The 19745-nt window shown below is 71.5% G+C and carries 19 protein-coding genes; 7 read left to right on the top strand and 12 right to left on the bottom strand.

Annotated elements, in window-relative coordinates; genetic code table 11:
* Window positions 1-205 precede the first annotated feature (205 nt).
* From I6J71_RS31425 to I6J71_RS31440, 4 genes are all read left to right on the top strand, one after another.
* On the top strand, window positions 206-1015 hold the full coding sequence (locus I6J71_RS31425) for a GntR family transcriptional regulator (protein WP_204090163.1): 810 nt from the start codon (window positions 206-208) through the stop codon (window positions 1013-1015).
* Entirely contained in the window at window positions 1012-2250 is a 1239-nt protein-coding gene (locus I6J71_RS31430; RefSeq protein WP_204090164.1) for a PTS transporter subunit EIIC, read from the top strand. Before I6J71_RS31425 ends, I6J71_RS31430 begins: the two co-directional genes overlap by 4 nt.
* Window positions 2251-2281: 31 nt before the next feature.
* Window positions 2282-2551: an HPr family phosphocarrier protein gene (locus tag I6J71_RS31435; protein ID WP_204090165.1), complete on the top strand. Its 270-nt coding sequence runs from the start codon at window positions 2282-2284 to the stop codon at window positions 2549-2551.
* A 101-nt stretch (window positions 2552-2652) separates the two neighbouring features.
* Window positions 2653-3468: a serine hydrolase gene (locus tag I6J71_RS31440; RefSeq protein ID WP_204090166.1), complete on the top strand. Its 816-nt coding sequence runs from the start codon at window positions 2653-2655 to the stop codon at window positions 3466-3468.
* Between the two features lie 281 nt (window positions 3469-3749).
* Here I6J71_RS31440 and I6J71_RS31445 read toward each other — a convergent pair whose 3' ends face one another.
* The 11 genes from I6J71_RS31445 to I6J71_RS31495 all read right to left on the bottom strand — a co-directional run bounded on the left by I6J71_RS31445 (window position 3750) and on the right by I6J71_RS31495 (window position 15401).
* Window positions 3750-4691 carry a D-2-hydroxyacid dehydrogenase family protein gene (locus I6J71_RS31445; protein WP_204090167.1) on the bottom strand — a complete coding sequence of 314 codons (942 nt, stop codon included), beginning with the start codon at window positions 4689-4691 and terminating at the stop codon, window positions 3750-3752.
* A 19-nt stretch (window positions 4692-4710) separates the two neighbouring features.
* Window positions 4711-5355, bottom strand: a complete 645-nt coding sequence (locus tag I6J71_RS31450) for an HAD-IA family hydrolase (RefSeq protein ID WP_204090168.1) — start codon at window positions 5353-5355, stop codon at window positions 4711-4713.
* The gene (locus I6J71_RS31455) at window positions 5352-6614 is read right to left on the bottom strand and encodes a GrpB family protein (RefSeq protein WP_204090169.1); all 1263 of its coding nucleotides are present in this window, start codon (window positions 6612-6614) and stop codon (window positions 5352-5354) included. Before I6J71_RS31455 ends, I6J71_RS31450 begins: the two co-directional genes overlap by 4 nt.
* A gap of 65 nt (window positions 6615-6679) precedes the next feature.
* The gene (locus I6J71_RS31460; RefSeq protein ID WP_239155498.1) at window positions 6680-7510 is read right to left on the bottom strand and encodes a shikimate dehydrogenase; all 831 of its coding nucleotides are present in this window, start codon (window positions 7508-7510) and stop codon (window positions 6680-6682) included.
* 19 nt (window positions 7511-7529) lie between these two features.
* A complete protein-coding gene (gene mltG, locus I6J71_RS31465) occupies window positions 7530-9104 on the bottom strand; it encodes an endolytic transglycosylase MltG (RefSeq protein WP_239154027.1) in 1575 nt (524 codons plus the stop codon).
* Window positions 9105-9772: 668 nt separating this feature from the next.
* Entirely contained in the window at window positions 9773-10273 is a 501-nt protein-coding gene (gene ruvX / locus I6J71_RS31470) for a Holliday junction resolvase RuvX (RefSeq protein ID WP_204090171.1), read from the bottom strand.
* On the bottom strand, window positions 10263-12926 hold the full coding sequence (gene alaS / locus I6J71_RS31475) for an alanine--tRNA ligase (RefSeq protein WP_204090172.1): 2664 nt from the start codon (window positions 12924-12926) through the stop codon (window positions 10263-10265). The genes ruvX and alaS overlap by 11 nt, the downstream gene beginning before the upstream one ends.
* A gap of 111 nt (window positions 12927-13037) precedes the next feature.
* A complete protein-coding gene (locus tag I6J71_RS31480; RefSeq protein ID WP_204090173.1) occupies window positions 13038-13346 on the bottom strand; it encodes a hypothetical protein in 309 nt (102 codons plus the stop codon).
* Window positions 13343-13738: a DUF948 domain-containing protein gene (locus I6J71_RS31485; RefSeq protein ID WP_204090174.1), complete on the bottom strand. Its 396-nt coding sequence runs from the start codon at window positions 13736-13738 to the stop codon at window positions 13343-13345. Before I6J71_RS31485 ends, I6J71_RS31480 begins: the two co-directional genes overlap by 4 nt.
* Window positions 13739-13921: 183 nt before the next feature.
* Complete coding sequence (locus tag I6J71_RS31490; RefSeq protein WP_204090175.1) at window positions 13922-14776, bottom strand: NAD(P)-dependent oxidoreductase; 855 nt, start codon at window positions 14774-14776, stop codon at window positions 13922-13924.
* A gap of 73 nt (window positions 14777-14849) precedes the next feature.
* A complete protein-coding gene (locus tag I6J71_RS31495; protein ID WP_204090176.1) occupies window positions 14850-15401 on the bottom strand; it encodes a cupin in 552 nt (183 codons plus the stop codon).
* Window positions 15402-15827: 426 nt separating this feature from the next.
* Here I6J71_RS31495 and I6J71_RS31500 point away from each other — a divergent pair, with 426 nt between their 5' ends.
* Window positions 15828-16232 carry a hypothetical protein gene (locus I6J71_RS31500; RefSeq protein WP_204090177.1) on the top strand — a complete coding sequence of 135 codons (405 nt, stop codon included), beginning with the start codon at window positions 15828-15830 and terminating at the stop codon, window positions 16230-16232.
* 3 nt (window positions 16233-16235) lie between these two features.
* Here the strand turns inward: I6J71_RS31500 and I6J71_RS31505 are convergent, their stop codons facing one another.
* The gene (locus I6J71_RS31505) at window positions 16236-17615 is read right to left on the bottom strand and encodes a replication-associated recombination protein A (protein ID WP_204090178.1); all 1380 of its coding nucleotides are present in this window, start codon (window positions 17613-17615) and stop codon (window positions 16236-16238) included.
* A gap of 130 nt (window positions 17616-17745) precedes the next feature.
* Here I6J71_RS31505 and I6J71_RS31510 point away from each other — a divergent pair, with 130 nt between their 5' ends.
* Both I6J71_RS31510 and I6J71_RS31515 read left to right on the top strand, forming a co-directional pair.
* The gene (locus tag I6J71_RS31510) at window positions 17746-18450 is read left to right on the top strand and encodes a TetR/AcrR family transcriptional regulator (RefSeq protein WP_204090179.1); all 705 of its coding nucleotides are present in this window, start codon (window positions 17746-17748) and stop codon (window positions 18448-18450) included.
* 35 nt (window positions 18451-18485) lie between these two features.
* Window positions 18486-19694, top strand: coding sequence for a cytochrome P450 (locus I6J71_RS31515; RefSeq protein ID WP_204090180.1), 1209 nt, complete (start codon window positions 18486-18488; stop codon window positions 19692-19694).
* Window positions 19695-19745: the final 51 nt, after the last annotated feature.

Here is a 19745-nt window from a genome sequence, read left to right on the forward strand (position 1 = left end):
GCCAGGTGCGCTCAACCACTACTACGCCGTTCGTCGGCATGCACGTCGCCGCAGGCCACGAACGCATAACGGTGGTTGACACCCGCTCGCGAAGCAGAGCATCCTGCCCCATCGGATTCAATGGTCTAGACCGGAACGTACCAATCTTCCGGCGAAGACGCGAGCACCGGTTGCCCGGTGCGACGACACGAGGAGGGTGACACCGATGAGCGCGGCCGCGCACGTCCCGCCGCCCGACCGGGTCGACCGGGTGGACCGGGTGACCAACGGGCCGACGCCCAAGCACGCCCAGCTGCGGGAGATCCTGCGCCGGTCCGTGGAGCGCGAGCTCCCACCCGGTTCGCCGATCCCGTCGGAGCGGGAGCTCGCGCAGCGTTACGGTGTCTCGCGGCTCACGGTCCGCTCGGCGATCGGCAAGCTCGTGGAGGAGGGCCTGCTGGCCCGCGTGCGCGGCAAGGGCACGTTCACCGCCGCGCGCCGGATGGAACTCCAGCTCTACCTGATGTCCTTCACCGACGACATGCGCCGGCGCGGGCTCACCCCGACCACCGAGGTGGTGTCCACGTCGGTCGAGGTCCCGCCGGTGACCTCGGCCCACGCGCTCGGCCTGGCCGAGGGCGTGGCGGCCCACCGGCTCGTGCGGCTGCGGCGCGCGGACGGCGTGCCGCTGGCCGTGGAGCGCGGCTGGTACCACGCCGGGCGCACGCCCGGCTTGCTCGACCTCGACCTCACCCGTTCCCTGTACGCCCAGCTGGCCGAGGCCTACGACCTGCGGCCGGACCAGGCGTACCAGACGGTGTGGGCCGAGTCCGCGGACCGCGACACGGCGCGCCTGCTCGGCATGCGCACCGGCAGTCCGCTCCTGGTCTTCCGCCGGATCTCCAGCGCAGGCGGAGAACCGGTGGAGGACATGACGTCCTGGTACCGGGGGGACCACTACCAGGTGACCATGCAGTTGGATCGGAACACCCCGGATTCCGGCCACGAACCCCACTACGGAGGTACCCGACGATGAGCGCCACCACCACGGAGGGGGCGAAGGGCAAGAAGGGCGGCGGCGGGCTCGCCGGGCTGCAGCGCTTCGGCCGCAGCCTGATGCTCCCCATCGCCGTCCTGCCCGCGGCCGGTCTCCTGAACCGGCTGGGCCAGGACGACGTGTTCGGCAAAACCGGTCTCGGCTGGGACAAAGTCGCAGCCGTGATCGGCGCGGCGGGCGGTGGCCTGTTCGACTGGCTGCCCCTGCTGTTCGCCATCGGTATCGCGGTCGGCTTCGCGCGCAAGGGTGACGGCTCGACGGCCGTCGCGGCGGTCGTGGGCTGGGTCGTCTTCAACAAGGTGATCCAGGCGATCGCTCCGATCAGCAGCCAGGAGGGCTACAAGCCCGCGTGGGACGGCTCGCCGATCCACTGGCCCTACAGCGTGCTGACCGGTGTGATCAGCGGCATCGTCGCCGCCCTGCTGTGGCAGCGCTACTACCGGATCAAGCTGCCGAGCTGGCTCGCCTTCTTCGGCGGCCGCCGGTTCGTGCCGATCATCACCGCGTTCTCGATGATCATCCTCGGCGTGATCTTCGGCCTGATCTTCAAGTACGTCGACCACGGCATCAACGCGATCGGTCAGGCCGTCGTCGGCTCGCCGGTCATCGGTGGGGGCATCTACGGCGTGCTCAACCGCCTGCTGATCCCGATCGGCCTGCACCAGCTGCTGAACGTGCCGGTGTGGTTCATCTTCGGCGGCGGCGACCTGAACAACTTCTTCGGCCACGTGCAGGGTTCCGGCACGTTCATGACCGGCTTCTTCCCGATCTTCATGTTCGCCCTGCCCGCAGCGGCGCTGGCGATCTGGCAAACCGCGAAGCCGGGCCAGAAGAAGATCGTCGGCTCGATCATGATCTCCGCGGCGCTGACCTCGTTCATCACGGGTGTCACGGAGCCGATCGAGTTCGCGTTCATGTTCGTCGCGTGGCCGCTGTACATCTTCCACGCGATCATGACCGGTGTTTCGCTGGCCGTCTGCAACGCGCTGGGCATCCACCTCGGCTTCTCGTTCTCGGGCGGCGCGATCGACTTCGCCCTGAACTCGTCGCTGGACACGGCCCACAAGGCGTGGCTGCTGATCCCGATCGGCCTGGTCTTCGCCGTCATCTACTACGTGGTGTTCCGCTTCGTGATCACCAAGTGGAACATGCGCACCCCCGGCCGCGAGGACGACTCGATCGAAGCCGACCTCGACCGCACGGCCGCGAAGTAAGATCGCCAGCAGAGAACGGGAGAGGACGACCATGCCGGAGAAACGAGTCACCGTGGCCAGCAAGGTGGGCCTGCACGCCCGGCCGGCCGCGCTGGTCGCCAAGGCGGCCGCGGCTCAGCCCGTCGCGGTGAGCATCGCCAAGGCCGGCGGCAACCCGGTGGCCGCCGGCAGCGTGCTCAACCTGATGACGCTCGCCGCCGCCCACGGCGACGAGGTCGTCATCAGCGCCGAGGACGGGGAGGGCGCCGAGGCCGCGGTCGACGCGGTCGCGCAGCTCGTCGCCACCGACCTCGACGCGTAAGCAGGTACCGCTCCGGGGCAGCCGCGCGGGGCCGTCCGGTGCCGGGAAATCCGGTGCCGGGTGGCCCCTTCGCGCGTTTCGGAGATGTTTAAGCTGGCGGTATGGAGAGCCTGCGCCTGATCGACGACTGGCCGGTGGACAACGCCGCGGCCGCGGTGGTTTCGGCCGACGGCGAGGTGCGCGGCCGCCACGGCGACACCACCCGCGTGTTCCGCCTGGCCTCGGTGACCAAGCTGTTCACCGCCTACACCGCGCACATCGCGCTCGAAGAGGGAGTGGTCGAGCTCGACACCCCGGCGGGCCCCGAGGGCTCGACCGTGCGCCACCTGCTCGCCCACACCTCCGGCCTGGCGTTCGACGCGCACAAGGCCATGGCCGAACCGGGCACCCGGCGGCTGTACTCCAACGCGGGGTTCGAAGTGCTGGCGGAAACCCTGGCGGAGCACTCGGGGATCGCGTTCGCCGACTACCAGCGGGAAGCCCTCTTCCACCCCCTCGGCCTGACCGCCACGACCCTCGACGGCTCCCCCGCCGCCGGCGCTTCGTCCACTGTGGACGACCTGCTCACGTTCGCCGCCGAGCTGCAGGCCCCGAAGCTGCTCGCGCCGGAGACAATGGCCGCTGCCACGGAGGTCGCGTTCCCCGGCCTCAACGGAGTGCTGCCCGGCTTCGGCCACCAGAAGCCCAACGACTGGGGGCTCGGGTTCGAACTGCGCGACCACAAGAGCCCGCACTGGACGGGGTCGAACAGCTCACCCCGGACGTTCGGCCACTTCGGCCAATCCGGCACGTTCCTCTGGGTGGACCCCGACGCGCGGCACGCGTGCGTCGCGCTGACGGATCGCTCGTTCGGCCCCTGGGCGGCGGAGGTGTGGCCGAAGTTCACGGATGCAGTGCTTGCCGAGGTCCGGGGCTGAAGGTTGGTCGTTGTGCGGGGTGCGGTCCTGCACAGGGTCGGCTGCGGTTGGTCTGCGGCTGGGATGCGGTCCTGTGCGGGGCGTGTCGCGTGGCGTATGCACCCCGAAGCTCGAGTGTGACTACGGCCGCTGACCCCGTGACAAGGCGGGAAAGCGTGCCTTGCCACGGGGTCGGCGGCCGTATTGAAGCTTCGGACCGAGGCGCCGGGCAGGGGCTGGGCGCATCCTCGGTGCGCAGGTGAGGGTGCGTTGCGGTGGGTGGGTGGCTGGGTCTTCTGTGGTCACTCCATGACGCGGATCGGTGTTCCCGCTTGGAAAGCCGCGATGTCTTCCACCGCGTCGCGGTAGAAGATCTCGTACGTCTCCTTGCTGACGTAGCCGACGTGGGGCGTGAGGATGACGTTGTCCAGCCCCCGCACCGGGTGGTCTGCGGGCAGCGGTTCGATGTCGTAGACGTCCAGCGCCGCGGCGGCGATCTTCTTGTCCCGCAAGGCGGCCAGCAAGGCGGCCTCGTCGACGATCGGGCCGCGGGAGGTGTTCACCAGCAGGGCCGTCGGCTTCATGCGGGCGAGTTCGGGCGCCCCGACGAGGCCGCGGCTGCGCTCCGACAGCACCACATGCACGGAAAGCACGTCACTGCGTTCGAACAGCTCGTCCTTCGACACCGCGGTCACGCCGTGTTCGGCGGCGCGCTCGGGCGTCAGGTTCGGGCTCCACGCGATCGTCTCCATTCCGAAGGCCTGCCCGATCTTCGCCGAAGCGCTCCCCAGGCGTCCCAACCCGAGCAGGCCCAGCGTCTTGCCGCTGAGCACCGTGCCGACACCGACCTGCCAGCCGCCGTCGCGCATCGAGCGCACGTCGGCCGGGAGGTTCCGGGCGGCGGCCAGGATCAGCGCCCAGGTGTGCTCCAGCGTCGGCGGCCCCAGGTAACCCGTCGCCGACACCACGACGCCGTTGCGCTTCGCGGCTTCGAGGTCGATAGCCGCGTTGCGCCGGCCCGTGCTGACGAGCAGCTTGAGGTGCGGCAGCCGGTCGAGCACTTCGGCCGGGAACCGCGTGCGTTCCCGCATCGCGACGACCGCGTCGAACCCGGCGAGCCGGCGCACCACGTCGTCGGGCCCGCTGAAGGCCTCGGTGAAGACCTCGATGTCGGCGCCGAGGGAAGCCCAGTCGGCGTAGGTGAGCGCGACGTTCTGGTAGTCGTCGAGGATCGCGATCTTCATGCGCCCCACCGTAGCCCGCTCACGCCCGCAGCACAGCGGCCTGCTCGACGTCGAGCCCGGCGCCCGTCCAGCGGATCCCCCGCAGGTCACGCACAACCGGCGAAGCGGGCGAATCCAGCGCCCCCGCCCCGACGCCGACGACGGCCGCCGGTTTCGCCGCCACCGCCGCCGCGAGTCCGTTGCCGCTGTCCTCGAAGATCGCGCACTCGCCGATCGGCACGCCGGCGCGCCGCGCCCCGAGCAGGTAGCCCGCGGGGTCCGGTTTGCCGCGTTCGACGTCCTCGGCGGTGATCACCACGGGCGGCACCGGCAATCCCGCCGCGGTCAGCCGTGCGTGCAGCAGCGGCGCCGACGCCGATGTGACCACGGCCCAGTTCCCGGCCAGGCCGGCGAGGAGCTCGGCCGCACCCGGGATCGCGACGGTGGTGCCGGCGTCGCCGATCTCCAGTTCGTCGATCCGGCGCAGTCCTTCCGCGGCTCTGGTTTCGGGCAGGAACCGGCGCACGGTCTCGGCGGACCGCCGGCCGTGCACCCCGTCGAGCACGGCCGCCGGGTCGAGCCCGTGTTCGGTCGCCCACCGCGTCCACGACCGCTCCCCGGACGCGGTGGAGTCGACGAGCACGCCGTCGGCGTCGAACAGCACGGCACGACAGTTCAGGTTCACTGTTCTCCTGCCACACAACGGAAGTAGAGGAACCGCGGCTTCGTCCGCAGCAACCGCGCGACCCGCGGATCCGCTTCGTCCGCTTCGGCCACCGGTTGCGGTTCCACCAGCCGGTCGACGGTGAACCCGGCGTCGCGCACCGCGTCGAACGTCTCGCTGAGCGGCCGCCGGTAGAACTGCACGCGCTGTCGGTACGACCCGAGCGGGAACTCGTCGTCGAGCAGCTCGGTCTCGAAGTAGTTCTCGCGGTCGAACCAGTGCCAGTCCTCACCGGGGTGGTGCACGGAGAACACGAGCAGCCCGCCCGGGCGCAGCACGCGGTGGAATTCGCGCAGCGCCGGACCGAAATCCGCCAGGTAGTGCAACACGAGGGACGCCGTGACGACATCGACGGAACTGTCCTCAAGGGACAGTGGCTGCGCCAGGTCGGCGACCTCGAACTCCGCGACGGCCCCGAATTCCTTGCGGGCCAGCGAGATCAGGCCCTGGCTCACGTCGAGGCCCAGCACGTCCGCGCCGCGCGCGGCCAGCAGCGCACTGAGGTGCCCGGCCGCGCAACCGGCGTCGAGCACGCGCTTGCCCGCGACGTCGCCGGCCAGCTCGACGATCGCCGGCCGGTCGTAGAGGGCGTTCGTCACGCTCTTCGCCGCGTGGTCGGCGTACGCCTGGCTGAACTCGTCGTACTGCGCGGCGCGGGCGCGGGCGATGATCTCGTCGATCACTTCGGACTTCGCGTCGGCGTAGTTCTGGATGTAGCGCCATGTTTTCGCGGCCAGCTCACGCTTCTTGGCGAGGTAGGTGGCCAGTTCTTCGGGGTGGGCGCGAAGCCGGTCGCGGAAGAGCAGGTAGCGCTCGGTCTGGCCGTTGCCCGGCGAGTGCACGTGGAGGTTCACCCGCGGGTCCGAACCGGACAAGGCACGGTGTTTCTCCCACTCGGGTTCGCGGATCACCAGCCGATAGCCCGCCGCTTCCAGCGCCGGGAGGTAGGCGGGTTCGTCGTCGGAATCCGGGACCTCCAGCAGGATGTCGATGATCGGCTTGGCGGCGAGGCCGGGCACCGACGTGGACCCGACGTGTTCGAGCAGCAGCACCCGCTCCCCCAGCGCGGCGCGGATGCGCTCGGCTTCACCCTCGAACAACGCGGGCCACCGCGGGTCGTACTCGGCGAGGTGCACCGTACTGTCGAGCCGGGGTGCTTCGTCGACCCACGCGTTCTGGATCTCCTCGTCGCTGTGCGGCGGCTGGCTGGTGGCCGGCATGCGTTCCCCCTGATCAGGTCGAGATGGGCAGTCGGCCAGACTAACAGCCGACCGCCATCCCGTCCTCAGGAAATCGGCAGCGGCAGGAGATCGCCGGTCGCCGCCCGCAGCGCCGCGCGCATCGGTTCCCGCGGCGCGCGCCGCCCGGTGAAGTGCTCCGCCTGGCCGAACGCCTGGTGCAGCAACATGTCCAGCCCGGTCGCAAGCCGGCCGCCGCGCGCGGTGACGGCCTCGGCCAGCGGCGTCGGCCACGGGTGGTAGATCACGTCGAGCACGCTGGGCACCGCGGCGAGCGCCGCGGCGTGCGGCCGCACCGCGTCCGGCGGCACGGTGTTCACGAGCACGGCGGTGCGCGCCGCCAGGTCCGGAAAGTCCACTTCGGACCACCGGAGCACGTCGACCTCGAGGCCCGCGCGCTCGGCCGCGTCGAGCGTCTCCCCCGCGCGCGCCGGTTCGCGCACCACGAGGCTCGCCGCCGCCACGCCCAGCGCCGCCAGCCCCACGACCGCCGCGGCCGCCGTGCCACCGGCGCCGAGCACCACGGCCCGGTCACCCGGCGAAGGCGTGTAGCCGCCCGCTGCCCGCAGCGCACCGGTGACGCCGTCGACATCGGTGCAGTCGGCGAGCCAGCCACCCTCGACGCGCACCAGCGTGTTGGCGGCGCCGACCGCCGCCGCGCGCGGTGTGGTCTCCGTGGCGTGCTCGAGCGCGCACCGCTTGCCGGGCATCGTCACCGACAGGCCGACCCACTCGGGGCCGAGCCCGTCGACGAAGCCCGGCAGCTCGTCGGCGTCGGTCTCCACCCGCTCGTAGGTCCAGCCGGTCAGCCCGAGCGCCTCGAACGCCGCGCGGTGCAACACCGGTGAGAGCGAGTGCTCCACCGGTTTGCCCAGCACCGCCGCTTTGCGCGGCACGTCAGAAGACACCACGTTGCTGCGCCAAGAGCCGGTTCTTGTTGTGCTCGGTGTTGGTCGAGGCGAAGCAGGAGTGCCCGTCCTTCTCGCACTTCACGAAGTACAGCCAGTTGCCTTCCGCCGGATCGAGCGCCGCCTTGATGGCGGCCGTGCTCGGCACACCGATCGGGGTCGGCGGGAGATCGTAGTTCAGGTACGTGTTGTACGGACCGGGGGCTTGGCGATCCGCGGTGTTGGTCAGCAGGGTCGGTTTGTCGACCACGTAGTTCACGGTGGAGTCGAGCCCCAGCTTGATCCTCTGGTCGAGCCGGTTGTAGATGACCCGCGAGATCTTCGGGAAGTCGTCGGTGATCGCCTCGCGCTCGATCAGCGACGCGATGATCAGCGTCCGGTACGGTGTCTGCTTCGGCCCGGTGTTCTGCGCGCTGAGGCCCGCGGCCTGGATCGCGTCGGCGGACTGCTTGATGAGGTTCGTCATCAGCTCCGTCGCGCTCCAGCCCGGTTTGACGTCGTAGAGTCCCGGCGCGATGAGTCCTTCGATGCGCTTGTCCTTGCTCAACGCCTTCTGCGAGTCGTTCACCGCCCAGTCGGGCACGCCGAGGGTCTTGAGGTCGGCGTCGGCGACCGTCTTGCGCAGCTCGTCGGTGGAGATGCAGGTGCTCTTGCCGTCGAGGTCGGCGCACGAGGCCTTCGAGATCAGCGAGTAGATCCCAGGCGCGACCTTGTCGCCGGGCTGCTTGACGTCGTCGAGCTGCATGTACGGGCGGATTTCGAGCCGCCCGACGTGCGCGGCCGGCGACGTGATCAGGGTGACCGCGCTGTCGCCGGACATGTGCTGCTTGAGCAGGTAGTAGCCCTGCTGGATGCGGCTGAGCGCCGTGTTGTCCTCACCGGCCTTGACGAACGCCTTCGTGCTCGCGACGACGCCCGCCTTCACCAGCTTGCTGCCGATGGCCGAGGTCGTGTCGCCGTCCTCGACCTGGATGAGCGCGCTGCCCTCGCCGGCGCCGTCGTAGTCGTCGTAGCCGAAGAGCTTGTGGTAGCCGTAGTACGCGCCGCCGGCGAAGAGCACGAGCACCATCAGCGCCGCGACCCAGCCGATCGCGCGCTTGCCGCGCTTGCGCCTTTTCTTGACGGGGGCGGGTTCTTCGGCGAACTCCTCTTCTTCGTACTCGGCGTCGGGGTCTTCGTCGTACTCGTCGTAAGCCTCGTCGTATTCGCCGTCGTACTCGCGGTACTCGTCTTCGTAGTCGTCTTCGCCGAAGAGGTCATCGAACCGCTCACCCTCCTGCGGGGCGGGGTCCTGAACAGTCGGGAGCACGTCCGTCGGGTGCTCCACGGGCGGTGGCGGGCGCCGGCGCCGCGGACCGGGCTGCGGCTGGTCGCCCGGCCGGCCCAACCGGGGGTCGCGCGGCATGGAGCCTTCGGCGAACCGCGGGTCGGGCGGCATGGAACCATCCGGTGGGCCGGCGAACCGCGGGTCCGGCGGCATCGAACCGTCGGCCGGGCCATTGAAGCGCAGGTCCGGCGGCATGGAACCGTCCGGCGGACGGGCAAACCGCGGATCCGACGGCATCGAACCATCCAGCGGACCGTTGAACCGCGGGTCCGGCGGCATGGGGCCATCCGGCGGGCCGGTAAACCGCGGATCCGGCGGCATGGAGCCGTCCGGCGGCCCGGGGCGGCGGACCGGACGCGACGGACCCGGTTCGGGCATCGGGACGTCACCGGTGTCCGAGCGCGGACGGCGGCGCGGCGGTGGGGGCGCGACGTCGCCCGGTTCGGCCCGGGGACGGCGGCGCGGTGGACCAGGCGGCGGACCCGGTGGCGGCGGCACGTCGCCGGCACCGCGCGGATCGCCCGAAGGCTGCGGCAGGTCACCCCGCGACGGGGCAGCGGGAGGCGGCGGGACGTCGCCGGGGCCCGGACGACGGCGGCGGCCGGTCGCGGGAGCCGGCGGGATTTCGGCGGGCAGCGCGACCTCGCCCGCGTCTTCACGACGCCGCCGGCGGCCACCGCTCGGCGGCGGAGGCGCCTCACCGGCGTCCTCGCGGCGCCGGCGCCGGCCACCGCTCGGAGGCGGAGCGGCGTCATACGGATCGGGGGCCGCGCGGCGCGAGCGCGCCGGCGGCGGGGGTACGTCGGGCGGGTTCTGCCGGCCGCGGCGGGGTTCACCCGCGGGAGGGTTTCCGGATTCACGGAGCCGGCGGCGGCCGCCCTGGTTCTCAGGACCGCGGGGGTCGGTCATGACTCGCCTTTCCGGGCGCGCTGCGCGGCGGCGGCGTCGAGCCAGGCCTGCAGGATCTCGACAGCGGCGGCCTGGTCGACCACCGCCCGCTGCTTGCGTCCCTTGACCCCCCGCGCCGACAGCATCCGGGAAGCGGTGACCGTCGTCAATCGTTCGTCGGCGAGACGCACCGGCACGTCGCCGATCCGCCCGGCGAGCTTGTCGGCGTACTCGACCGCGATCTGCGCGGCCGGTCCGGCCCGATTCGCCAGTGTCCTCGGCAAGCCCACAATCACCTCGACCACCTCGTGTTCGGTGACGAGTTCGGCAAGCTTGTCCAGATCGCTGTCGTCCTTCGCATCACGGGAGAGGGTAACGAGCGGGCTGGCGAGGACGGGGGCGGGATCGCTGAGCGCGACCCCCACCCGGACAGACCCGACATCGACCCCGAGGCGCCTGCCGCGGCCCGGATCGGACTCACCCGGCCGATCCGGACCCCTCCGCGGACTAGCGGGCAACGCCGGCGACGGCCGCGCGCACCGCCGCGACAGCCTGCTCCGCGCCCGCCGAGTTGCTGCCGCCACCCTGGGCCATGTCCGGCTTGCCGCCACCGCGGCCACCGATCGCCTCGGCGAACGACGGCACGAGCTTGCCTGCCGCGATGCCCCGGTCGCGCGCCGCGGCCGTGGTCGCGACGACGAACGCGATCTTGTCGCCCGACGGCGAGAACAGCGCGACCACGCCGGGCCGGTCGCCCAGCCGGCCGCGGACGTCGGACGCGAGCGCCCGCAACCCATTGCCGTCGACGTCCGGCACGACTTCGGCGACCACCGAGACACCGCCGGCATCCTGCGCCTTGCCGGCGAGCGCGCCCGCCGAGCCGAGCACCTGCTGCGTGCGCAGCTGCGCGATCTCCTTCTCCGCGGTCTTCAGCCGCGACAGCACGTCTTCGATGCGGCCGGGCAGCTCGTCGGTCGGCACCTTGAACGTGTTCGCCAGCTGCGACACGAGCAGCTGTTCCTTGCGGACGTACTTGAGCGCGTCCGGGCCCACCAGCGCCTCGACGCGGTGCACGCCCGACCCGATCGACGAGTCGCCCACGAGCTTCACGAGACCCAGCTGGCCGATGCGGTCCACGTGCGTGCCACCGCACAGCTCACGCGAGTAGTCGCCCATGTCGACCACGCGCACGTCGTTGCCGTACTTCTCGCCGAACAGCGCGACCGCGCCGAGCTCGAGCGCCTTGTCCTTCGTGGTGATGTAGCTCTGGACCTCGGCGTCGGTCTGCAGGTAGTCGTTCACCTCTTCCTCGACCTCGGTGAGGATGTCCGTGGACACCGAGGAGGGGGTGGTGAAGTCGAACCGCAGGCGCCCCGGCGAGTTCAGCGAACCGGCCTGCGCCGCGCGCTTGCCGTACGCGCCGCGCACGGCCGCGTGCACCAGGTGCGTGGCCGAGTGCGAGCGCTCGATCGACAGGCGCCGCGCCCCGTCGACCGAACCGGTGAGCTCGGTGCCGATGCCGACCTCGCCCTCGACGACCTCGACACGGTGCACGAACAGGCCTGGCACGATCTTCTGCACGTCGAGCACGTTGACCTTCGCGCCGTCGCCGAGCAGCACGCCGATGTCGGCGACCTGGCCACCGCTCTCGGCGTAGAACGGCGTGCGGTCGAGCACCAGCTCGGCCTTGTGTCCCGCGGCGACGCTGCGCACCGGCTGCCCGTCCTCGAGCAGGCCGACGACCTTCGCGCTCGCCTGCAGCTCGGTGTAGCCGAGGAACTCGGTCTCGCCGTGCTGCTCCAGCAGCTTGCGGTACTCCGACAGGTCGCCGTGGCCGTGCTTGCGCTGCGCCGCGTCGGCCTTCGCGCGTTGCCGCTGCTCCTCCATGAGCGCGCGGAACCCGTCCTCGTCGACGGTCAGGCCCTGCTCGGAAGCCATCTCGAGCGTGAGGTCGATCGGGAAGCCGTAGGTGTCGTGCAGCTGGAACGCCTTGTCGCCCGCCAGCACGTCGCCACCGGACTTCTTGGTCTCCGCCGCCGCGAGGTCGAAGATGCGCGAACCGCTGCTGAGCGTGGCGAGGAACGCCTCCTCCTCCACGCGCACGACCTCGGAGATCCGGTCGAAGTCCGTGACGAGGTTCGCGTACGTCGGGCCCATGGTGTCGCGCACGACCTCGGCGAACGCCTGCAGCACCGGCTCCTGCACGCCCAGCAGGCGCGTGGAGCGGATGATGCGGCGCAGCAGCCGGCGCAGCACGTAGCCACGGCCGTCGTTGCCCGGCGTGACGCCGTCACCGATGAGCAGCACGCCGGTGCGCGCGTGGTCGGCGATCACGCGGAAGCGGACGTCGTCGAGGTGGTTGGCGCCGTAGCGGCGGCCCGAGAACTCCTCGGCGCGGCCGATCACCGGGCGGACGAGGTCGGTCTCGTAGACGTTCTCCACGCCCTGCAGGATCGTCGCGACGCGCTCGACGCCCATGCCGGTGTCGATGTTCTTCGCCGGCAGGTCACCGAGGATGGGGAAGCCCTTCTTGCCGGCGCCCTCACCCCGGATGTTCTGCATGAACACCAGGTTCCAGATCTCGATGTAGCGGTCCTCGTCGGCGACGGGCCCACCCTCGCGGCCGTAGTCGGGACCGCGGTCGTAGTAGATCTCGGAACTCGGGCCGCACGGGCCGGGGATGCCCATGGACCAGAAGTTGTCCTCCATGCCGCGCGACTGGATGCGCTCCGACGGCAGGCCGGTGAGCTTGCGCCACAGCCCCGCCGCTTCGGCGTCGTCCTCGAAGACGGTGGCCCAGATGCGGTCGGGGTCGAGCCCGTAGCCGCCCTCGGCTTGCGGCCCGGTGATGAGCTCCCAGGCCGACTCGATCGCGCCTTCCTTGAAGTAGTCGCCGAACGAGAAGTTGCCGGCCATCTGGAAGAACGTGTTGTGCCGGGTGGTCTTGCCCACCTCGTCGATGTCCGGGGTGCGCACGCACTTCTGCACGGACGTCGCCCGCGGGTACGGCGGCGGCGCCTCACCCAGGAAGTACGGCTTGAACTGCACCATGCCGGCGTTCACGAACAGCAGGTTCGGGTCGTCCAGGATCAGCGAGGCGCTGGGCACGCGGGTGTGCCCCTTCGCCTCGAAGTGGCGCAGGAATCGGTCGGTGATCTCGTGTGTGTCCACGGGTATGTCCTCGGGCTGGGGTCCGGGCACCGCTCGGCGCGGGACCGGACCGGGAAACGGGGGAGGCGGCGACGGCGGAGAGCGCATCTGGTCGCGCGGGGCGCGACGAGATCAGCCCTCCGCCCGGCGAGCTCGCCGGACGGGGCGGCGCGCCGCGGCGGCGTGCCTGCCGGCACCGCCCTGCGGTGCGGTGTACCCGGTCCGTTCCTCGACCATGTCGTGCAGCTCCTGTTCCCGTTCGCTCATCCCGGCGCGCACCTCCGCACCGAACGAACCGACGGCGCCGGCCAGTTCTCGCACGGCGTCGCCCAAGTTCGATGCTAACCCGGCGGGGGTGGCCTGACGAACCGTTTCGCCGGCCTTGCGGGTGAGCGCGACCCCGGCGATGACGCCGATGCCGAGCCAGAACAGACGCTTCACTTCTTCCTCCGGCGAGCGGGGCGGGAGGCCTTCGCTTCCTGCTTCTTGCGGCGCGCGCGGATCGCCTTGCTGATCCCGTAGGACAGGGCGGCCGTCTTCACGAGCGGACCGCCGAGCGTCGCGGTGAACACCGAGGACAGCGCGGAGACGTTCCCCGTGACCGCCTGCGCGTTGGCCGTGATGCCGTCGACGCGCTCGAGCTGCGTGTTCACGTGCGTGATCGTCTCGTTGGCGCCGAGCAGCAGCGGGTCGGTGTTCTCGTGGGCCTTGCGGATCGCGATCGTCGCCTCGTCCAGCGTGCGGCCGAGCTTGAGCAGCGGGATCGCCAGCAGCAAGACCAGCAGTACGAACGCTCCTGCGGCGATCAGTGCGGCGATCTGCCCTGCCGACACGGGCCCTCCTCGGGGTTGCAGGGGTCTTCGGTGCCAGTGAGGTTACCGCCTGGCCAGCCGTTCGGCGGTGTCGCCCCGCCGGTCGGTCACGCAGCGCAGCCGAACCGGTTGCGACCTGCGGGAGCGGGAGCGCGGCGAGCCCTCCGCCGGGTCCGGCGGAGGGCTCGTCGAGGCTGCGGACGGTCAGGCTTCCTTGGCCACCGCCCGGTAGAGCACCGCCATGTCCTCCTCGCCGTGGCCGGCGTCGACGGCGGCCTGCAGGTGCGCGAGCGTCGCCGCGGTACCCGCCACGTCGATCGCGTCGCCCGCGGCCTCGACCACGAGCCGGGCGTCCTTCGCGGCGAGCGTGGCGGGGAAGCTCGCCGGATAGTCGCCGTCGAGCATGAGCGGGCCCTTCATCCGCGCATAGCCGACGTCGAAGCCGGTCCCGGTCATCACGTCGAAGAACAGCTGCGGGTCGACGCCGAGGGCGCGGGCCAGCGCGAGGCTTTCGGCGGTGGCGTTGGTGAGCGCGAGGACCCAGGCGTTCATCACGAGCTTGAGCCGCGTGGCGGTGCCGGGTTCGGTGCCGAGCCAGCGCGTGTTCGAGCCGACGGCGCCGAAGACCGCATCGGCCTTCTTGTGCGCGTCGTCCGGGCCGGCGGCCAGCACCTGCAGCTGCGCCTGCTCGGCCGGGACCTTCGTGCCCATCACGGGGGCGTCGACGAACACGACGTCCGCGGCCTTCGCGAGTTCGGCCAGCTTGCCGACCCACTCGACCCCGACGGTGCTCATCTGCAGCCACACCGTGCCGGGCGCGACGTTCGCCGCGGCGAAGACGTCCGCGACCGTCAGGCCGTCGGCCAGCATCGTCACGAAAACGTCGGCGCCGGCCGCGGCTTCGGCGGGGGTGCCGGCCACCGTGGCGCCGTCTTCGGCGAGGGGCTCGGCCTTGCCACGCGTGCGGTTCCACACCCGCAGCTCGACTCCGGAGCGGACGAGGTTCTTGGCCATGGGGTGTCCCATGATCCCGGTGCCCAGGAAAGCGACAGTGGTCATGATCTTCATCGTGCCCTTCGGGTTCTTCACGCGCACCCGGGGTCCGTGGCGCCGGGTCGACCGGCCCCGGAGTTCAGTGACTCAGCGCGGGCCAGGTCGAGGCGCGCCCGGCGACCAGCTCGTCGTAGCCCGGGAAGACGGCGGCCGTGAGCGGTACCTGCGCCGGCGCCGCCGCGCGTGAAGCGGGGTGGCGGACACGGATCGTCACGTGGTCCGCGTCCGCACCGCCGGCGTGCCAGTGGCGGGTGTGGGCGGGGACGCCGAGCAGGTCGCCGGGCTCGCACAGCACGGCGTGTACCTGCGGGCCCGCGTGGAGGTACCAGACGGCGGAGCCGCTCACGAAGAAGCGGTCCTCGTCCAGGGGGAGGACGTGCTCGGTCGCGTCGGAATCGCCGGTCACCACGTCGACGGCGTGGTAGCCCACGGCCGTGGTGCGCGAGTCGATGCGGTCCCGGTAGCGGGAGAGCACCTCGGACTCCGTGCCGCCGAGCGCGGGCGCAGCCAGCGGCCACCGGCAGAACTCGACGCCGATGCGGGCCAGCTCCGCGGTGATCGTCCCCGGGTCCTCGGTTCTCAGCAGCACGTGGCCCGGCCGGTCGTCGGGCCACACCGTCAGCAGTGTCATCGCCACCCCCTCCGTCGACGGGATCAACCGGCCCGACGGCCGGACATTCCCCCTGGTGCCGTTATACGGAAGAAAGTGGCGACGTTCACGGGGGTTTCAGCGAGCGGGATTCAACGGGGAACCAAGGCTGCCCGGCGGTAACGGGCGACGGCGCGCGCCATCCCGGGGCGGTGAACTGAGCAAATGCGACCAGGCGCAGGGTGTACGGCCTTCGGGCCAGGTCGATCGGCCACACTCTGCCGGGGCTGCTGGAGGCCGGTCCGCGCCACGGGAACGACCTCAAGCGGACCTGCGCCGAGCACCTCGGCCAGGACCGGCCGCAGCGCCACGGGCAGGGGCGCCGACGTTGTCGCGGCCGTTGAAAAAGGGCTCGCCGACGTCACCGGTGTCGAGCCGGGTGGCGACTCGCACCGCAAGCGCGGCGCGATGACGGACGCCGGCACCACCGACATCGAGATCTGGCGGCGCGCGCCGGAGCAGCCGGTCGCGCACCTGCGGAACACGCTCGGCACGAAGGTCGTGCTCGCACTGCTGGCCGGTCACGCCGGCCTGGTCGGCCGCATGCTCCGCCGGGACCTGGCGATCGACCGGCCGGCGCTCGGGCGCCGTCGGCACCGGGCCGGCACTCGGGCGCCGTCGGCACCGGGCCGGCACTCGGGCGCCGTCGGCACCGGGCCGGCACTCGGGCGCCGTCGGCACCGGGCCGGCGCTCGGGCGCCGTCGGCACCGGGCCGGCGCTCGGGCGCTGTCGGCACCGCGCCGGCGCTCGTGTTCGCGGTGCCCGCCCTGCCACTGCCCGCGCCGCGCCCCGCCTCGCTGTGGACGGAGTGAGCGCTATCCCCGCTCGTCCCTGATCGTGCGGCGCAGGCGGGGCACGCGTTCGGCGAGCGTGCGTTCCCCGCCGCGCTGGGTCGGGTGGTAGTAGTCGCGGCCGACGAGGTCGTCCGGCGGGTACTGCTGGGCCAGCACGCCTTCCGCGACGTCGTGCGGGTAGCGGTAGCCCTGCGCGTTGCCGAGCTTCTTGGCGCCCGCGTAGTGGCCGTCGCGCAGGTGCGGTGGCACGGTGCCGGCGAGTCCGGCGCGCACGTCGGCCAGCGCGGAGTCGATCGCGGTGACCACGGCGTTGGACTTGGGCGCCGTGGCGAGGTGGATCGTGGCCTGCGCGAGCGCGAGCCGGCCCTCCGGCATGCCGATGAACTGCACGGCGTGCGCGGCCGCCACCGCCGCCTGCAGTGCGGTCGGGTCGGCCAGGCCGACGTCCTCGCTCGCGTGCACCACCAGCCGCCGGGCGAGGAAACGGGGGTCCTCCCCCGCCTCGATCATGCGGGCCAGGTAGTGGAGCGCGGCGTCGACGTCGGACCCGCGGATGGATTTGATGAAGGCGCTGATCACGTCGTAGTGCTGGTCGCCGTCGCGGTCGTAGCGCACCGCCGCCTTGTCCACAGTGGACTCGACGGTCGCGAGGTCGATCGTCTTCGCCTCGGTGGCCGACGCCGCGTCGGCCGCTGCTTCCAGCGCCGTGAGCGCCCGGCGCGCGTCGCCGCCCGCCAGCCGCACGAGGTGGTCACGCGCCTCGCCGGTGAGCGTGAGTTCGCCCGCCAGGCCGCGGTCGTCGGCGAGCGCGCGTTCGAGCAGCTTCACGATGTCGTCGTCGGTCAGCGGCCGCAGCTGCAGCACCAGTGACCGCGACAGGAGCGGGGACACCACGGAGAACGACGGGTTCTCGGTCGTCGCCGCGACGAGCAGCACCGTGCGGTCCTCGACCGCGCCCAGGAGCGCGTCCTGCTGCGTCTTCGAGAAGCGGTGCACCTCGTCGATGAACAGCACGGTGTTCTCGGCGTTGTACTGCCGGCGCCGCCGCGCCTCCTCGATGACCCCGCGGACTTCCTTGACCCCGGCGGACAGCGCGGACATCGCGACGAACCGGCGCCCGGTCGCGATCGACACGAGGTTGGCGAGGGTGGTCTTGCCGGTACCCGGCGGGCCGTAGAGCAGCACGGACGCCGGCGCGGCCCCCTCCACGAGCCGCCGCAGCGGCGCGCCTTCGCGCAGCAGGTGCTGCTGCCCGACCACCTCGTCGAGCGTGCGCGGCCGCATCCGCACCGCGAGGGGCGAGCTCGCCGGGTCGGCCTGCGGTTCGGCGCGGCCGGTCCCCGTGGGCTCCGGCGGTGGCCCCAGATCGGGGTTCACCGTGAAGAGTTCGTCCTGTGCCACACCGTTGACGTTAACCGACCACCCCGACAACCCCGCTTGCCCGGCTGGCTCACTCGCGCTACTGTGGGCCGTGACCGGATGAGCAGATCCGGTCACAGGGTCAAAGGGCTCACAGCCACAAGGAGCTGCCGTGCCGGACGAGCCGAACCGCGATCGCGCCGACCGGATCCTCGACGCGGCCGCCGACCTGCTCGTCCGCTGGGGCTCGCGCAAGGTCACGATCGAGGACATCGCGCGCCACGCCGGTATCGGCAAGGGCACGGTCTACCTCCATTGGCGCACCAAGGACCGGCTGTTCGAAGCCGTGCTGATGCGCGCGTCGATCACGCTGCTCGAGGAGTGCGCGGCGCGGCTGCGCGAAGACCCGCGCGCGGTCGTGCCACACCGTTACTTCCGCACCACCTTCCTGCTGACCGTCCGTGACCCGCTGCTGTCGGCCATGCTCGCCAACGACACCGAACTGCTGGGCCACTACGCACTCACCGCGCGGGACACCCGGCAGGCCGCCGCGGAGACGACCGAACGCGCCTGGGACATCTGGACCAGCGGTGGGTTCCTGCGTGATGACGTGGCGAACCTCCGCTTCTCCGTCGCCGCGGCGGCGAGCGGCTTCTACCTCTACGGCAACGTCGACCCGGACTACGAACACGTGGCGGTCGAGAGCAAAGCCGACTCGCTCGCCCACGTGATCCGCTGCGGGTTCGAACCGGCGGCCGAACCCGCAGCGGCCGTGGTCGAGCGGGCGGCGGCCGAACTCCGCGAGGTGTTCGAGGACTACGTCTCGGCCTGCCACGCGGCGATCTACCCAGGGAGCACCACCACCGAGGCCGGCTGATCCCGGTCCGTCCGACAGATTGGGGCTGTCGCACCATGAGCACCGCACTTCCCGAAGCCTGGACCCTCCACGAAGGACAGTTCTGGCTGCGGGGCGAGCACCCGGAGAGCCCGGTCGAATACAAGCCCGAGCTGGGCACCTGGAACGTCTACGGGCACCCGGAGGCGCACGCCATCCTCTCCGACCCGGCCACGTTCTCGTCCGACACCGCTCGGCTCCTGCCCGAAAAGACCTTGGGCGACACCAAGGAGCTGTCGGCCGGGAACCTGCTGCAGCTGGATCCCCCGCTGCACAACAAGATGCGCAAGCTCGTCAGCCGCGCCTTCACCCCGAAGGTCGTGGCCGACCTCGAACCGCGCATCGCGCAGCTGACCTGCGAACTGCTCGACGAAGCCGCCGGGCGCGACCGGCTGGAACTCGTCGCCGACCTCGCGTACCCGCTGCCGGTGATCGTGATCGCCGAACTGCTCGGGGTGCCCGCGAGTGACCGCCACCTGTTCCGCGAGTGGGTGGACCGGCTGTTCGAGAGCCCCGAGCAGTTCTCGCTCACCGACGACTCCGAAGAGCAGCAGCGCCGGCTGCAGGAGCAGCTGGCCGTGAGCCGCAAGTTCACCGACTACCTCGGCGAGCATGCCGACGACCGCCGCCGCAACCCGCGTGAAGACCTGCTCACCAAGCTCGTCGAAGCGGAAGTCGACGGCGAACGGCTCACCCGCTCGGAGATCGTGAACTTCGCGCAGGTGCTGCTGCTCGCCGGGCACATCACCACGACGATGCTGCTGGGCAACACCGTGCTGTGCCTCGACGCGTTCCCCGAGTGGGACGAGCGCGTGCGCGCCGACCGCTCGCTCGTTCCGCCGGTGATCGAGGAGTCACTGCGGTTCCTCTCGCCGTTCGCGGCCGTCGCCCGGGTGACGAACCGCGAGGTGGAGGTCGCGGGTACCACGATCTCGGCCGACCAGATGCTGATGATCTGGGTGGCCGCGGCCAACCGTGACCCGCGGGCGTTCGACGAGCCGGACACGTTCGACCCGGGGCGCGAGGACATCGCCCACGCGCACCTCGCGTTCGGGCGCGGCATCCACTTCTGCATCGGCGCGCCGCTCGCCCGCCTCGAAGGGCGCGTGGCGCTGAACATCCTGCTCGACCGCTACCCGCGGCTGCGCACGATCCCGGGTGAGCCGCCGGCGTTCCAGCCCAACCCGGGCATGACGGGGGTGAAAACGCTCCCGTTGACGGTCTGAAGCGCGTTGCGCCGCCGGCGAACACGCCTCGCCGGCGGCGCCACACCAGGC

The sequence above is a fragment of the Amycolatopsis sp. FDAARGOS 1241 genome (assembly GCF_016889705.1).
In the GTDB taxonomy this organism is placed as follows: Bacteria; Actinomycetota; Actinomycetes; order Mycobacteriales; family Pseudonocardiaceae; genus Amycolatopsis.